Raw genomic sequence first — 15989 nt, 5'->3', positions numbered from 1 at the left:
AGGTCGGGGTCGCGGGTTCGAGTCCCGTCTCGCGCTCTCAAGAGTACAAGAAAGGGTATCCGAAATGGATACCCTTTCTTGTGCTGTTCAAGCCCTGCCGGGCTCGAACGTTCGAGGTCTCCGCTCCGGTCGTTGCAAAGCGAACGTCCACTGGACGTTCTGCAACGTCTCGCGCTCTTCTGAAAAGTGTGCCGAAGCCTGTATTTATAAGGGTTTCGGCATTTTTCTATTTGAAGACATGTGTCTGAGTTTGAAGACAGTCTAAATAGGAAAAAGGTTCCGAGATTTGCGGAACCTTTTTCCTATATAAAGCCAATAGTTTGATTTGCTGTTTACACAAGATCATGCGTGAGCACTAGGCGTTTGACGGCTGAGACCAGATAGTGTATAATAGCCAGTACTGCGGTAACGCGGAAACAAGTTTTGTCACAATGAAGTATAGTCATTAAATCGGCAAAATGGGGGAAAAGAAGGAGGAAAATATTTTGAAACAACGAGAAACCTTTCAGTCAAGACTGGGATTTCTGCTGCTTTCAGCAGGATGCGCCATCGGTATCGGAAATGTATGGCGTTTTCCATATGTGGTTGGAGCAAACGGCGGCGGCATTTTTGTCGTAATCTATCTGCTGTTTCTGGCTATTATGGGTGTTCCGGTTCTTTCTATGGAATTTGCGGTGGGACGTGCAAGCCGCAAAAGTCCGGTTAAGGCTTATCAGGAGCTGGAAAAACCGGGAAGCAAGTGGCATCTGCATGGTTATGTGGCGCTGCTTGGCAACTATGTACTAATGATGTTTTATACCACGGTTGCGGGTTGGATGCTTTATTATTTTTACAGCTTTGTGACCGGAGCATTTACCGGACTGGATACCGAAGGCGTTCAGGGAATGTTTGGTGAGATGCTGGCGAGCCCGGGCATCAATGTATTCTGGATGGTGATTGTGGTAATTCTTGGAATCATGATCTGTTCTCTTGGTCTGCAGGCCGGAGTGGAGCGTATTACCAAGGTGATGATGATCGGTCTGCTGTCGCTGATGATCATCTTGGCGATTCATGGCGTATTCCTGGAAGGCGGTATGGAAGGCCTGAAATTCTACGTGCTTCCTGACGTGGAGAAGATGAAATCCGTGGGAATCGGTCAGGTGATCGTGTCTGCCATGAACCAGTCCTTCTTCACGCTAAGCCTGGGTATTGGAGCCATGGCGATTTTCGGAAGCTATCTGGAGAAGAATAATACACTGCTGGGCGAGTCGGTCAATGTTGCAGTGCTGGATACTTTTGTAGCGATTACCGCAGGTCTGATCATTTTCCCGGCGTGCTTTGCGTTTGGCGTCAATCCGGACAGTGGTCCGAGCCTGATCTTCATTACGCTGCCGAACGTATTTATCTCCATGATCGGCGGACGGATCTGGGGAAGCCTGTTCTTCTTATTTATGTCCTGTGCGGCTTTCTCTACCGTCATTGCGGTATTTGAGAATATCATTGCCTGCGATATGGAATTATTCGAGATCGACCGGAAAAAATCTGCGAAGATCAATATGATCCTGATCATTTTACTGTCCCTTCCGTGTGCATTGGGCTATAATGTACTCAGTGGATTTGAGCCGCTGGGAGCTGGCAGCTCTGTGCTGGATCTGGAGGATTTCCTGGTGAGCAATATCCTGCTTCCTCTGGGTTCTCTGGTGTATCTGCTGTTTGCCACCTGGGATTTCGGCTGGGGCTTTGACAAGTACCGGGCTGAGGCAAATGAGGGTGTCGGAATCAAGGTGCCGGCATGGATCCGCGGGTATGTGAAGTATATTTTACCGCTCATGATCCTGGGACTGTTTGTTCAGGGAATCTGGGTGAAGTTTTTCGCCTAAATAGTGACCGATGTATGCGAGGAAAGAGAGGAATTGCCATGATTCGCTGTTGTATTTTTGATTTGGATGGAACCTTATTAAATACGCTGGAGGCGCTGACCTACACGACCAATCTGACATTAAAGGAGTTTGGCTACGGGCCGGTCGGAGAGGAGCAGGTCAAGCAGTTTGTGGGAGACGGATACCGCATGCAGATCAAGCGCGCACTGCAGTACTGTGGGGATGAGGCGCTGACCCATTATGAGGAAGCGCTTTCTGTCTACATGAAGCTGTTTGCGGAGCATTGTCTCTACCATGTGCATCCGTACAATGGAATTCCGGAACTTCTCGAGACATTAAAGAAACAGGGAATCCGCATTGCAGTTCTTTCCAATAAACCGCACGCACGGACAGTGGAAAATATTGAGTCTGTGTTTGGCAAAGGATATTTCGATGTTGTGGCAGGACAGAAGGATGAGATTCCGAAGAAGCCGGACCCGGCAGGTGTGAACCTGATCCTGGAGCAGTTTGGCTGTAAGCCGGAGGAGTGCCTGTATTTTGGTGATACCAATACCGATATGCAGACAGGGCTGAATGCAAAAGCGCATACGGTCGGCGTAACCTGGGGATTTCGGGGACGTGAGGAACTGGAAGCATTCCACCCGGATTTTGTGATCGATGAGCCGCAGACTGTGATAGAGAAAATCCTGAAATTTTATGTATAAGATTCTGGATGTGACGATACATAATATTATAGAAGAAATTCTGCTGGAAAAATTTTTGAAACAAGCGAACCTGTTTCCAGAATGGTGCAGTTAAAACATCGTTTTGGGTGAATGGCTTCCGCACAAAAGAAGAAAAAAGAGGAAATTTGTGGATAATCTGCAGATTTCCTCTTTTTTTCACTCCATGGCACTTGATTAATTTCAGAAATCCGATATAATGGGTTAGTATATATTTTATATTTATGCAGAATATTCATCCGTAGATGAATAAATGCAAATCGAGGAGGATTATTATGAAGAAGAAAATCGTGGCATTATCCATGGCAGCATGTATGGCAGCTTCTGTAACCGCTTGCGGCGGCAGCAAGCCGGCAGAGACAACCGCAGCAGCTTCTGAGGCAGCTACCGAAGCAGCAGAGAGCACTGAGGCAGCAGAGAGCAGCGCTGAGAAAACCAAAGCAGCAGCCGAGATCGAGACTGTAACTTCTGGCAAGCTGACCGTAGCAACCAGCCCGGACTTCGCTCCGTATGAGTTCTACGCAATCGGTGAGGACGGAACCCCGAAGCTGTCTGGTTTCGATATGGATCTGGCTCAGTATATCGCAGATTATCTTGGACTTGAGTTAGAGGTTGTTACCGTAGATTTCGATGGTGTATTAAGCGAGCTGCAGACCAAGTCTGTTGACATTGGTATGGCTGGTCTTTCCCCGGATGAGAAGCGTATGGGCATCATGGATTTCTCTGATATTTACTATACCGGCGGTCAGTCCTTAGTAACTGTTAAGGACAACGCTGAGACCTACAACAGCTTCGAAGCAATCAACAAACCGGAAGTTTCCGTAGGCGCACAGATCGGTTCCATCCAGATGGATCTGGCAAATGAGAACAGCCCGGAGGCTGACATTGTTGGTCTTCCGAAGGTTACCGATATCATTTCTGAGCTGTTAACCGGCAAGATGGATGCTGCTTACATCGAGACGGATGTAGCAAAGAGTTATCAGCAGAACTACCCGGAGCTTGCAATCGTTATGGACGTTCCGTACGATACCGAAGGTTCCGCAATCGGTGTCTGCAAGGGCAACGAAGCTCTGTTAGCTGGTGTTAACGAAGCAATCGCAGCTGCAAAAGAGGATGGAAGCCTTGAGAAGTTCATCGCTGATGCTGGTGAGCTTGCTGCAGGTGAGAAATATGAGGGTCTTCTGGACGCAGAAGGAAACGTTCAGAACTAAGACTGAAAGGAGCACCCAATGAGTCATTTTGTTCAATGGAGCAATTTTTCAAAAATAGCGCCGTATGCCGAGTTGTTTCAGCAGGGCATTATCGTTACAGTCCTGTTATCCGTATTTACGGTTGCGATCGGTTTCTGCATCGCGCTGATACTGGCACTGATGAGAATGTCCAATGTCCGCCCATTCCAGGCATTGGGACTTGATAAAGACGGTCATATGCGGGAGGGCGGTCCGCTTGTCTGGATCAGCAAGTTTAATCCGCTGTCTTTCCTGGCAACGGCTTACGTTGAGATCCTGCGTTCCACGCCGGTTATCGTGCAGGTGTTTATCATCTACTACGGCGTGTTCGGCATCATCCAGCTTCCGTCTTTCCAGATCCTCGGATTTATCAAGTTCAGCCGGTTTTTCCCGGGCGTTGTGGCTCTGGGCATGAACTCCGGCGCATATCTGTGTGAGATCATCCGTGCGGGAATCCAGTCCATTGACGGCGGACAGACAGAGGCAGCCCGTTCCCTCGGACTGTCCCAGACCCAGAACCTGCGCTATATCATTTTCCCGCAGGCATTAAAAAACATTCTCCCGGCAATCGCTAACGAGTTTGTTGTAATCATTAAGGAGTCTGCGATCACCTACACCATCGGTGTACAGGATATCATGTCTGCTGTAAATGCAGTTAAGGGTGCAACCTTTGTTATCGTGGAGCCTTTGCTGGTGGCAACGGCAATTTATTTCTGCCTGTGCTTCCCGACTTCCAAGATCATTGCATATTTTGAGAGGAGAATGAGCCGTGGCGACAAACGATAGCATGATTCAGGTAAAAGACTTAAAAAAGCATTATAAAATGGGAACCATCAAGGCGCTGGACGGTGTGACGGTCAACATCAACAAAGGCGATGTTATGGCAGTCATCGGGCCGTCCGGTTCCGGAAAATCCACCTTCCTTCGCAGCTTAAACCTTCTGGAGGAGCCGACCGGAGGAGCTATCATCTTTAACGGGATCGACATCACCAAGAAGAAATACCAGGATGAGAGCGGAAAAATGGTAAAACTGGACATCGATGCCCTGCGCCAGCGCATGGGAATGGTGTTCCAGCATTTCAACCTGTTTCCGCATATGACGATTCTGGAGAACATGGTGCTTGCACCGATGAAGGTAAAGGGGGTCAGCCGTGCAGATGCGGAAAAGAAAGCCTTAGAGCTTCTGGACCGTGTTGGTTTGAAAGACCGTGCAGATGCTTACCCGATCCAGCTGTCTGGTGGACAGAAACAGCGTGTAGCAATTGTGCGTGCGCTGGCGATGGAGCCGGAGGTGATGCTGTTTGACGAGCCGACTTCTGCACTGGACCCGGAGATGGTTGGTGAGGTTCTGGATGTTATGAAGGAGCTGGCCCATGAGGGCATGACCATGGTGGTCGTAACCCATGAGATGGGATTCGCGAAAGAGGTTGGAAACCGCGTCCTCTTTATGGCAGATGGAAAGCTGTTGGAAGAGGGAACGCCGGAGGAGATCTTCGATCATCCGAAGCATGAACGTCTGAAGGAATTCCTTGCAAAGGTATTATAAAAAGGATTATAATCATATTGCTGCGGCACAAGGAGCAACGGTATTGAGATTATGGTTTGAAGTTACATCAGAGTGCCGGGCTTGGTTCCCGGCACTTTTTGCGTTATATGGAAAATAACAGACAGGAGGAGCATCAATATCATGACAGAAGAAAAGAAAGCAGCCCTCGCAGCCATCGAAGCCAGAAAAGATCAGATCTGCGATGTGGCAGACCGCATCTGGGAGTATGCGGAATTATCTTTGCAGGAGGTAAAGTCCGCAGCGCTTTACTGCAAAGTGCTGGAGCAGGAAGGATTTCATGTAGAAAAGGGAATCAGCGGCATTGATACGGCATTTTCTGCGAGTTTTGGAAGCGGCCGTCCGGTGATCGGTATTCTGGCAGAGTATGATGCGCTTTCCGGTTTGTCACAGACTGCGGGCTGTACGGAGGAAAAGCCGCTGGTCGAGGGCGGCAGCGGACATGGTTGTGGTCATAACATTCTGGGCGCCGGTGCGATGGCAGCTGCGTTTGGCGTGAAGGCTTATCTGGAGCAGAATAAAATAGAAGGAACTGTGATCTTATATGGCTGTCCGGGGGAAGAGGGCGGTGCATCCAAGGCATTTATGGCGCGGGATGGTGTCTGGAAAGATCTGGATGCGGCACTGACCTGGCATCCGGAGGATGTCAATGAGGTTGCGACCGGTTCTTCCAATGCCTGCATTCAGACCCAGTACAAGTTCCACGGAATCGCTTCCCATGCATCCGGTGCGCCGGAGAAGGGACGCAGCGCACTGGATGCAGTGGAATTGATGAACACGGGCGTGCAGTATCTGCGGGAGCATATGAGTGACAAGGCGCGGATCCATTACGCGATCACGGATGCCGGCGGATGCAGCCCGAATGTGGTGCAGGCGAAAGCCAGCGTACTTTATATGGTGCGCTCTAACCATGTAGCAGAGGCGATAGAGCTTCAGAAACGGGTCGATAAGATTGCCCAGGGTGCGGCGCTGATGACGGAGACAACCTTTGAGAAGAAATTCATCGACGGACTTTCTGACACGATCAGCAACTTTGCGCTGGAGCGCGTTTTGTACAAAAACTACGAGGAGCTTGGTGTGCCCTCCTATACGGAAGAAGAGAATGCATTTGCAGACGCTCTCGCGAAAACTTATCTCGGTAATGACAGGGTTCCGGGGGTGGCAGCAGACAACGATGAACAGGCAAAGGAGCAGGTCATCGCCATGCAGCAGGCGTGCGGTCATGCCATGAATGCATTTCTGGCACCGCTGTACCAGGGGAATGCATTTAAAGCAGGGTCTACCGATGTAGGTGATGTGAGCTGGCTGACTCCGACTGCGCAGATCCATGTGGCTGCATGGCCAAACGGCTGCCCGGGACACAGCTGGCAGAATGTTTCCTGCGACCGGACTGAAATTGGACACAAGGCAGCGGTCCATGCTGGAAAGGTACTGGCGGCGGCAGCCATCGACCTTTATAACCAGCCGGAAATCTTAAAAGAAGCAAGGGCAGAATTTGAAAAGCGCACGGCAGCAGGCTTTGTGAGCCCGGTCCCGGCGGACGCAGTCCCGGTCATCCCGGATTAGTTTGTTAAATTTGCAGTTCACAGATGCGACACAAAGAATTTAGAAAGTTTTAACAGGAGCGGGGGTTTAAAATTCCCCGCTTCTGTTGTATACTTAATAGAACAGAAAAAGCTGGGAAACATTCGTTTTCAGTCACATATGGGGGAAGGTCAGTGTGTGAACAGCCATATGTGAAGAGAGAAGAACAGCTGCAAAAATTCTGGATACAACACGAAAGACATAAAGGAGAGCAAACGTATGGGTATGAAAGAAGACGGACCAAAGCGGCCAAATAAAAAGCTGCTTTATTACTATGGCATCATTCTTCTGATTACGGTTCTGCTGAATGCGCTGGTTATGCCGGCCCTGGCAGAGCGTTCCGTAACGGAAGTTACCTACGATCAGTTTCTGGATATGCTGGACAACAAACAGATCGCAGGAGTAACAAGAGGAGACAATCAGCTGACCTTCTGGACAGAGGATGTGCAGCAGGTTTTAAATGGTCAGCTTCCCATGAAGTCCTGGAAAAACGCAGATATTAAACTGTACAAAACAGGTATCTGGCCGGATGATGACCTGACGACCAGACTGAGAAATGCAGGAATCAGTTTCTCAGAGACGATCCCGACACAGGCATCACCGCTGCAGAATTTTATTTTTAGCTGGGTTCTGCCGATCCTCATGTTTGTGATCATCGGTCAGGTGCTCAGCAAGAGTATGGCGAAGCGTATGGGAGGCATGGGCAATGCCATGACGTTCGGAAAGTCCAATGCCAAGATCTACGCGGAGACTGAGACCGGCAAAACCTTTGCCGACGTAGCTGGTCAGGAAGAAGCGAAAGAGGCATTGAAGGAGATCGTAGATTTCCTTCACAATCCGCAGAAGTATGCAGATATCGGTGCTGTACTTCCGAAGGGTGCCCTGCTTGTGGGCCCTCCTGGAACCGGTAAAACTCTGCTTGCAAAGGCAGTAGCCGGTGAGGCACATGTCCCGTTCTTTTCCATTTCCGGTTCGGAATTCGTGGAAATGTTCGTTGGTATGGGCGCAGCCAAGGTGCGTGATCTGTTTAAGCAGGCAAATGAAAAAGCACCTTGTATCGTATTTATCGATGAGATCGATACCATTGGTAAAAAGCGTGATGGTTCCGGTTTCTCCGGAAATGATGAGCGTGAGCAGACGTTAAACCAGCTGTTAACCGAGATGGATGGTTTCGATGGCCGCAAGGGTGTTGTGATTCTGGCAGCAACCAACCGTCCGGAGTCCCTGGATAAGGCGCTGCTTCGTCCTGGCCGTTTTGACCGCCGGATCCCGGTTGAACTTCCGGATCTGAAGGGGCGTGTGGCAATCCTGAAAGTTCATGCAAAGAATGTAAAACTCGGAAGTGACATCGATTTCGATGCCATCGGACGTGCAACCTCCGGTGCCAGCGGTGCGGAGCTTGCCAATATCATCAACGAGGGCGCACTGCGTGCGGTCCGTCAGGGTCGCGCTTTTGTAAGCCAGGCAGACCTGGAAGAGAGTGTTGAGGTAGTCATTGCTGGTTACCAGAGAAAAGATGCCGGTGTGTCCATGAACGAGAAGCGTATCGTATCTTACCACGAGGTGGGTCATGCGCTGGTGGCAGCGTGCCAGAGCAACAGCGCTCCGGTGCATAAGATCACCATCATCCCGCGTACCTCCGGTGCCCTTGGTTATACCATGCAGGTGGAAGAGGGCGAGCGTTTCCTGATGAGCAAAGAAGAGGCATTGAACAAGATCGCGACGCTGACCGGCGGTCGTGCCGCAGAGGAATTTATCTTCCATTCCATCACGACCGGCGCGGCAAACGATATCGAGCAGGCGACCAAGCTCGCACGTGCCATGGTAACCCGGTACGGTATGAGCAGCCAGTTTGGTATGGTAGCATTGGAAACCGTGAACAACCAGTATCTGGGCGGCGATACTTCCATGGTATGTTCCCCGGAGACTGCAAGACTAGTCGATGAAGAAGTCGTCAACATCGTAAAACAGCAGTATGACAAGGCAATGCAGATCTTAAAGAACAATGCAGCCAAGTTAAACGAGATTTCCGCTTATCTGCTGGAGCGCGAGACCATTACCGGTGAGGAATTCATGGAGATTCTGAATGCCGGGAAGGAAACAGAGGAAGATAGCGTTCCGGTGAGTCAGGAAGAAGCTGCGCAGTAACAATATCGCATGATAACAAACGAGGTGCGAAAGCTCCCACAGCCGCCATGCATGGCGGCTGCGGGAGCTTTCGCACCTTTGATATTTACTGTGCTAAATTGTTTAGTCTGCGAACAAATGTTTGCAAGCAGCCTGTTGCTGTGGTATAATGGGCTGGTATCTGAGTTACACTAAAAAGAGGAATCGTACAAGTGACGATGCAACGATGCACAAGAAAGGTTTACGGCCATGGCAAAGCAGTATATCAAGATTCGAGGTGCCAATGAGCACAATTTAAAAAATATATCCCTGGATATCCCAAGAAATGAACTGGTAGTTCTGACTGGATTAAGTGGTTCGGGCAAGTCTTCCCTGGCGTTTGATACCATCTATGCAGAAGGACAGCGGCGTTATATGGAGTCGATGTCTTCCTACGCCAGACAGTTCCTGGGACAGATGGAAAAGCCGGATGTGGAAAGCATTGAGGGACTTTCTCCTGCCATCTCCATCGACCAGAAATCGACCAACCGCAACCCGCGTTCCACGGTGGGAACGGTGACGGAGATCTACGATTATATGCGTCTTCTGTATGCACGCATCGGTATTCCGCACTGTCCGAAGTGTGGACGTGAGATCAAAAAACAGACCATCGACCAGATGGTTGACCAGATCCTGCAGCTGCCGGAGCGCACGAAGATCCAGCTTCTGGCACCGGTGGTGCGCGGGCGCAAGGGGGAACACGTCAAGCTTTTGGAGCAGGCGCGCCGCAGCGGCTATGTGCGCGTGCGCATTGACGGGAATCTCTATGACCTTTCCGAGGAGATCAAGTTAGAAAAGAACATCAAACACAATATTGAGATCGTGGTAGACCGTCTGGTGGTGAAGGAGGGCATCGAAAAGCGTTTGACGGATTCCATCGAGACCGTTATGGGACTTTCGGATGGTCTCATGATCGTTGATGTGATCGACGGGGAGCCGATCAATTTCAGCATGAGCTTTGCCTGTCCGGACTGCGGCATCAGCATCGAAGAGGTGGAGCCGCGAAGCTTTTCCTTTAATAATCCGTTTGGCGCCTGCCCGGAGTGCTTCGGTCTCGGGTATAAGATGGAATTTGATGAGGACCTTATGATCCCGGATAAGTCCTTAAGCATTTCCAAAGGAGCCATTGTGGTGATGGGCTGGCAGTCCTGCACGGAAAAGAGCAGTTTTACCCATGCCATTTTGGATGCGCTGTGCAAGGAGTATCATTTTGATCTGGATACTCCGTTTGAAGATTACCCGAAGGAAATCCAGGATGTGATCCTGCATGGAACGAACGGGAAAGAGGTCAAAGTTTATTACAAGGGACAGCGCGGTGAGGGCATTTACCCGGTCGCATTCGAAGGTCTGATCCGCAATGTGGAGCGCCGCTATAAGGAAACCTTTTCCGAGGCATCGAAAGCGGAATACGAGACGTTTATGCGCATCACACCGTGTAAGGCCTGCAAGGGTCAGCGTTTAAAGCCGGGTCCCCTGGCGGTTACAGTTGGTGATCTGAATATTTATGAGGCAACGGAGCTGTCCATTACCCGCTTCCGTGCTTTTCTGGAGGATTTAAAGCTGACGCCGATGCAGGAGTCCATCGGTCATCAGATCTTAAAAGAGATCAAGGCGCGTCTGGATTTCCTGCTGAATGTCGGTCTGGAGTATCTGTCTCTCTCCCGGGCAACTGGTACGTTATCCGGCGGTGAGGCACAGCGGATCCGTCTGGCAACGCAGATTGGTTCCGGTCTGGTCGGAGTTGCCTATATCCTGGATGAGCCGAGTATCGGTCTGCATCAACGCGACAATGATAAGCTTCTTGCGACCCTGACACATCTGCGCGATCTTGGAAATACCGTGCTTGTGGTCGAACACGATGAAGACACCATGCGGGCAGCGGACTGTATTGTGGATATCGGACCGGGAGCGGGGGAACATGGTGGAGAAGTCGTGGCGGTTGGCACGGCAGAAGAAATCATGAAAAACGAAAAGTCTATCACAGGTGCGTACTTGAGCGGACGCATCCAGATCCCGGTTCCGAAGGAGCGCAGACAGCCGACCGGCTGGATCACGGTGCGCGGGGCAGCAGAGAACAACTTAAAAAATATCGATGTTTCCTTCCCGCTTGGCATTATGACCTGCGTGACCGGTGTCTCCGGCTCGGGAAAAAGTTCCCTGGTCAACGAAATCCTTTATAAGGAACTGGCAAGAAAGCTGAACCGTGCGCGTACTATTCCGGGCAAATTTAAGAAGATCGAGGGATTGGAGCAGCTGGATAAGGTCATCAACATTGACCAGTCCCCGATCGGCCGTACTCCGCGTTCTAACCCGGCAACTTACACGGGCGTGTTTGATATGATCCGCGACCTGTTTGCGTCGACGCCGGATGCCAAGGCGAAGGGCTATAACAAAGGACGTTTCAGCTTTAATGTGAAGGGCGGTCGGTGTGAGGCCTGCAGCGGTGACGGCATCATCAAGATTGAGATGCATTTTTTGCCGGATGTCTATGTGCCGTGTGAAGTCTGTGGGGGCAAACGCTATAACCGCGAGACGCTGGAAGTGAAATATAAGGGAAAGAGCATTTACGATGTGCTGAACATGACGGTAGAAGAGGCTATGAAATTCTTTGAGAATGTGCCGTCGATCTACCGGAAGATTGCGACCTTGAATGACGTGGGACTTTCGTATATCCGTCTGGGACAGCCGTCAACCCAGCTTTCCGGCGGCGAGGCACAGCGGATCAAGCTGGCGACGGAGTTAAGCCGCCGTGGAACCGGAAAGACCGTTTATATTCTGGATGAGCCGACAACCGGTCTGCATTTTGCGGATGTCCACAAGCTGGTGGAGATCCTGCGCAGATTGTCGGATGGTGGTAATACGGTCATTGTCATTGAGCACAACCTGGATGTGATCAAAACAGCGGATTACCTGATCGATATTGGACCGGAGGGCGGCGAGCGCGGTGGAACTGTTATCGCGAAAGGAACGCCGGAGGAAGTCGCAGAAAGCCCGGTATCTTATACTGGAAAGTATGTGAAGCGGTATCTGAGTAGAAACTGATCATCATAGGTGTTTTTAGAAAAATCCGAATGTCATTACACGGTAACATATGGTGTAATGACATTCGGATTTTTTATGTTTATAAAGGATAGAGCTGTGGGATTAATTGTTTACGAATTAAATCAAGCATATCTTGAATTAAATTGACGTTATTGGGAGTTTCAGCATAAAAGGCGTGAATGTTTTGAACGGGAGGTGTTGAATCCAAAGTACAAAAATAAACATCGTATCGAGATGCAATTTGTTCCCATCTGCAAATACTTTGAGAAATGAATGTAACGCCCATGCCATTGCTGGCAAGAAGCAGAGCAGCTTGAGGCGTACCATAGGTTATTAGATTTCCATATTTAAACTGATAGCGATTCATTTCTCGTTCTAAAAAATATGTGTAATTATTAATATTTTCGCCACAAACAAAAGGTGCACCGTCTAATATAGAAGAATCGATAAGGCAAGGATGTTCAATAGAGCATCCTTTGTATTTTTCTGGTGAAATAAGGCCAAGCGATTGAGGTATTACATAGATAAGATTTTCTTGGATTAAAAATTCATCTTGAATATTGTTATGCGTGTTTGAAAGGCTAAAAGTTCCGATCGCTAGAGTAGCAGGAAGATTGTCAATGTTTTTGTCATGTGTATTCAAAGCGTTGTTATTGATGGACAATTGCACGTCTGGATGAAGTTTTGCAAACGTGGGCAGTAAAAGGGGAAGCCAATAATGCCCACGTCCACTTCCGATGCTTAGACAGAAACGAGTTTTTGATAAAGATGATAATTGGTTTTGCATTTTGATCTGCAGTTGCCGGATATGGTTCATTTCTTGTATATAGAGATTTCCGGCAGCGGTCAGTCTGATCGGTGAATGTTTACGATCAAAAAGTTTCACACCTAATTCGCTTTCTAACTTATTTAATGCACTTGTTAATGCGGGCTGTGAAATATATAGTCTGGCTGCAGCTTTTGTTAAATTTTGTTCTTGAGCAACAGCTATGACATAATCTAATTTATCGAAAGACATAAAGCACACTCCTTGAATTATAAATATTTGTTTATAGTATTATTTATGGGAACATATTGGACAAAATGATGAATTACACAATATAATTATGTCATAAAGTATATGATGCTTTTGCAGCAAAGTCAATAAATGCAGAAATTGCATAAAAATTCTTGATATATGTCGACAAATATTTAAGAAAAAAGAAAAAAATATAAGGAGAATATTATTATGGGTGTTTCGAAAAAGTATGAATGGATGGGTTTGCCTTTACTGACATGGGTGGTGTTAGCTGGGATAACGGTATTAGGTATGTACTCAGGAAAAATGGGAACAGATTTTGGCTCTACAATATTTTGGCTTACAGTAATCGGAGCTATAATCATGGGAGTGGGCAATCAGCTTCCAATCGTAAAAGATTATTTAGGTGGTGGACCATTACTTTTATTATTACTTGGTTCTTTTGCAACATGGGCGAAATTAATACCGGAAGCTTATGTTGAAGCTGCAAATAACTGGATGTCTGGAATCAATTTTCAAGCTTTTTTTCTTACATTATTGATTGTAAGCGCAGTTATGGCTATTGAGCGAAAAATTTTGTTAAAATCTTTGGTCGGATATCTTCCGTGTATTTTAGGTGGCTTAGTAGGAGCTGCGATTATGGCGGCTGCAGCAGGCATGATTTGTTTCCATTTAAGTATCGGAGACATTTTGATGACTTATGTGATGCCTATAATGGGTGGTGGAAGTGCAGCAGGTGCTCTTCCAATGAGTAGCATTTATGAAGAGGTGACAGGAAAAGACAAGGATGTATATTACGGCATTGCGATGTCTGCATTGATGGTTGCTAATATTCTTTGCATTTTCTTTGCTGTTGGTTTGGATCTTTTAGGAAAGAAATTTCCAAAAATGACAGGAGATGGAAGTCAATTATTACGTAAAAAGAATGACAAAGATAGCATTGGAGATTCGGAGCAGGTTACATACAGTTTAGAAGATATGGGAAATGGAATGATGATCATGGCTGGGTGCTGGGTATTTGCCGGTCTTTGTTCCAAATGGTTTCTTCCTAAAATTTTTGGTGTATCGATTCATCAGTATGCATACTTGGTTATTATTGCGGTTGGATTAAATATTAGTGGTGTGTTGTCTGCAAAATTAAGAAAAGGAATTTGCAAAGTCTATGATGTAATGAAAGTTTGGCTGACACCGTCAGTATTTGCAGGAATGGCAATTTCTCTTCTGGATTTTCAGAGCTTTATCGATGCTATGTCAGTGAAAACACTGGTGCTTTCTGTTGCTATTATTGTAGGTTGTATTTTGGGAAGTGCGCTGATTGGTTATCTCGTGGGCTTTTATCCAATAGATGCCGCAATGACAGGAGGGTTATGCATGGCTAACATGGGAGGCAGTGGAGATATGCTGATTTTGGCTGCTGGAAACAGAATGGATCTTATGACTTACGCATCAATTTCCTCTAGAATTGGTGGAGCCATTGTACTTGCAATTTCGGGAGTTGTATTTGGTATGTTTGGCTGAATGGACATGCCGAGCTATGATTCATATAAACAATATGGTAAAAGGTTGGAGAAGCGATATGAAAATTGTAAATGTAAAAGTAATAAAATCAAACAGAGCTGTTTATTGTAAGATACTCACAGATGAAGGAATCACAGGTTTGGGGGAAAGTGGAGCATGGGGATTTTTGGATGCCAGTGCACAGGCAATAGAAACGTTTTCCCAGTATCTGATTGGAAAAGATCCGATGGATATTGAACATCTTTGGCAGTCCATGTATCGCTATTCGCATTTCCGTGGCGCAGCAATCATGGGTGCTTTGAGCGCGATAGATATTGCATTATGGGATATCAAGGGAAAATATTACAATGCGCCTATATGGCAGTTGCTTGGTGGAAAATGTAGAGACAAGGTGAGAGTATATGCACATGTGAATGGCTGTACGGTAGAAGAACAGGTCGAACATTGCTTAAAGGCAAAAGAAGAGGGATATACAGCAGTGGGACATATTAATCCGTTTTTGGATGAACCTTCGGATGTGCCATTTTCTGATGGAACTGCGGCAATGTTATATAAAGCAGAAGAGCGGGTAGGAAAAATACGAGAAGCAGTAGGAAAAGATATGGACATTTGTCTGGAATTGCATCGAAGACTGGAACCTGCTTTGGCTATTTCTTTGTCGGGTAAACTGGAACAATTTAACCCTATGTTTTTGGAAGATCCAATTAGACCAGATAATTTTGATGCAATGGCACAAGTGGCTTCTGCTTCTAGGATTCCCATTGCTACTGGAGAACGTATTCATAATATTTTTGAATTTCAAATGCTTTTGGAAAGAAGAGCATGCCATTATGTAAGAGCAAGCATTTGTTTATGTGGAGGTATTACGGGAGCTATGAAAATTGCGGCTGTGGCAGAATCTCATCATTGTAGTCTGGTGCCGCACAACCCGCTGAGTCCTGTTGCTACGAATGCAGAGTTACAGTTATGTGCAGCCATTGATAATTTGGCTATTGCAGAGTATCCATCACCAGATGTTCGTTCCACCCAAGATCAGTTTATGGGTAAGAAAAGTGGATTACGCATGCGTGATATGGTGAATCATGTACCAAATGTAAAAGACGGTTATGTTGAAATTCCAACAGAACCAGGATTGGGAATTGAACTGGTGCCAGATGTAGAGAAACTATTTCCTTTTCAGTCGCACAAAATTGCTACTAGAATGAGAATAGATGGTTCTGTGTGCGATCAATAAGATTTCAGTAACAAAAAGGTTCTCTTTTTACGAAATAACCGGTAAAAGAGAAC

Annotated in this window: 11 protein-coding genes; 10 read left to right on the top strand and 1 reads right to left on the bottom strand. The window is 47.4% G+C overall.

All coding sequences use genetic code 11. The features are described from left to right. The first annotated feature begins 458 nt into the window (after window positions 1-458). From DWZ40_RS12440 to uvrA, 8 genes are all read left to right on the top strand, one after another. On the top strand, window positions 459-1859 hold the full coding sequence (locus DWZ40_RS12440) for a sodium-dependent transporter (protein ID WP_118543334.1): 1401 nt from the start codon (window positions 459-461) through the stop codon (window positions 1857-1859). A gap of 14 nt (window positions 1860-1873) precedes the next feature. Next, entirely contained in the window at window positions 1874-2563 is a 690-nt protein-coding gene (locus tag DWZ40_RS12435) for an HAD family hydrolase (protein ID WP_347560082.1), read from the top strand. Window positions 2564-2856: 293 nt separating this feature from the next. Then, a complete protein-coding gene (locus DWZ40_RS12430; protein WP_182431730.1) occupies window positions 2857-3792 on the top strand; it encodes a transporter substrate-binding domain-containing protein in 936 nt (311 codons plus the stop codon). Between the two features lie 18 nt (window positions 3793-3810). Further along, window positions 3811-4596, top strand: coding sequence for an amino acid ABC transporter permease (locus DWZ40_RS12425; protein WP_118543332.1), 786 nt, complete (start codon window positions 3811-3813; stop codon window positions 4594-4596). A 1-nt stretch (window position 4597) separates the two neighbouring features. After that, window positions 4598-5356 carry an amino acid ABC transporter ATP-binding protein gene (locus DWZ40_RS12420; protein WP_182431734.1) on the top strand — a complete coding sequence of 253 codons (759 nt, stop codon included), beginning with the start codon at window positions 4598-4600 and terminating at the stop codon, window positions 5354-5356. A 141-nt stretch (window positions 5357-5497) separates the two neighbouring features. Next, window positions 5498-6940, top strand: coding sequence for a M20 family metallopeptidase (locus DWZ40_RS12415; RefSeq protein ID WP_118543330.1), 1443 nt, complete (start codon window positions 5498-5500; stop codon window positions 6938-6940). A gap of 237 nt (window positions 6941-7177) precedes the next feature. Then, window positions 7178-9106, top strand: a complete 1929-nt coding sequence (ftsH, locus tag DWZ40_RS12410; RefSeq protein WP_182430509.1) for an ATP-dependent zinc metalloprotease FtsH — start codon at window positions 7178-7180, stop codon at window positions 9104-9106. Between the two features lie 228 nt (window positions 9107-9334). Then, window positions 9335-12166, top strand: coding sequence for an excinuclease ABC subunit UvrA (uvrA, locus tag DWZ40_RS12405; RefSeq protein WP_118543329.1), 2832 nt, complete (start codon window positions 9335-9337; stop codon window positions 12164-12166). Window positions 12167-12245: 79 nt separating this feature from the next. Here the strand turns inward: uvrA and DWZ40_RS12400 are convergent, their stop codons facing one another. Continuing rightward, window positions 12246-13184 (bottom strand): LysR family transcriptional regulator, encoded by a 939-nt coding sequence (locus DWZ40_RS12400; protein ID WP_118543328.1) that lies wholly within the window; start codon window positions 13182-13184, stop codon window positions 12246-12248. 210 nt (window positions 13185-13394) lie between these two features. Here DWZ40_RS12400 and DWZ40_RS12395 point away from each other — a divergent pair, with 210 nt between their 5' ends. Then, window positions 13395-14702 (top strand): 2-hydroxycarboxylate transporter family protein, encoded by a 1308-nt coding sequence (locus tag DWZ40_RS12395; RefSeq protein WP_118543327.1) that lies wholly within the window; start codon window positions 13395-13397, stop codon window positions 14700-14702. A 58-nt stretch (window positions 14703-14760) separates the two neighbouring features. After that, the gene (locus DWZ40_RS12390; RefSeq protein ID WP_118543326.1) at window positions 14761-15936 is read left to right on the top strand and encodes a mandelate racemase/muconate lactonizing enzyme family protein; all 1176 of its coding nucleotides are present in this window, start codon (window positions 14761-14763) and stop codon (window positions 15934-15936) included. The last annotated feature ends 53 nt before the right edge of the window (window positions 15937-15989 follow it).

The organism is Clostridium sp. AF32-12BH, from assembly GCF_003477935.1.
GTDB lineage: Bacteria > Bacillota > Clostridia > Lachnospirales > Lachnospiraceae > Brotaphodocola.
The sequence above is the reverse complement of the archived record's forward strand: the minus strand, read 5'-3'. Positions and strand labels throughout refer to the sequence as shown.

Coding starts and splice junctions, on each gene's coding strand:
- DWZ40_RS12440 (WP_118543334.1), top strand. CDS start 459: ATGGGGGAAAAGAAGGAGGAAAATATTTTGAAACAACGAGAAACCTTT.
- DWZ40_RS12435 (WP_347560082.1), top strand. CDS start 1,874: ATGCGAGGAAAGAGAGGAATTGCCATGATTCGCTGTTGTATTTTTGAT.
- DWZ40_RS12430 (WP_182431730.1), top strand. CDS start 2,857: ATGAAGAAGAAAATCGTGGCATTATCCATGGCAGCATGTATGGCAGCT.
- DWZ40_RS12425 (WP_118543332.1), top strand. CDS start 3,811: ATGAGTCATTTTGTTCAATGGAGCAATTTTTCAAAAATAGCGCCGTAT.
- DWZ40_RS12420 (WP_182431734.1), top strand. CDS start 4,598: ATGATTCAGGTAAAAGACTTAAAAAAGCATTATAAAATGGGAACCATC.
- DWZ40_RS12415 (WP_118543330.1), top strand. CDS start 5,498: ATGACAGAAGAAAAGAAAGCAGCCCTCGCAGCCATCGAAGCCAGAAAA.
- ftsH (WP_182430509.1), top strand. CDS start 7,178: ATGGGTATGAAAGAAGACGGACCAAAGCGGCCAAATAAAAAGCTGCTT.
- uvrA (WP_118543329.1), top strand. CDS start 9,335: ATGGCAAAGCAGTATATCAAGATTCGAGGTGCCAATGAGCACAATTTA.
- DWZ40_RS12400 (WP_118543328.1), bottom strand. CDS start 13,184: ATGTCTTTCGATAAATTAGATTATGTCATAGCTGTTGCTCAAGAACAA.
- DWZ40_RS12395 (WP_118543327.1), top strand. CDS start 13,395: ATGGGTGTTTCGAAAAAGTATGAATGGATGGGTTTGCCTTTACTGACA.
- DWZ40_RS12390 (WP_118543326.1), top strand. CDS start 14,761: ATGAAAATTGTAAATGTAAAAGTAATAAAATCAAACAGAGCTGTTTAT.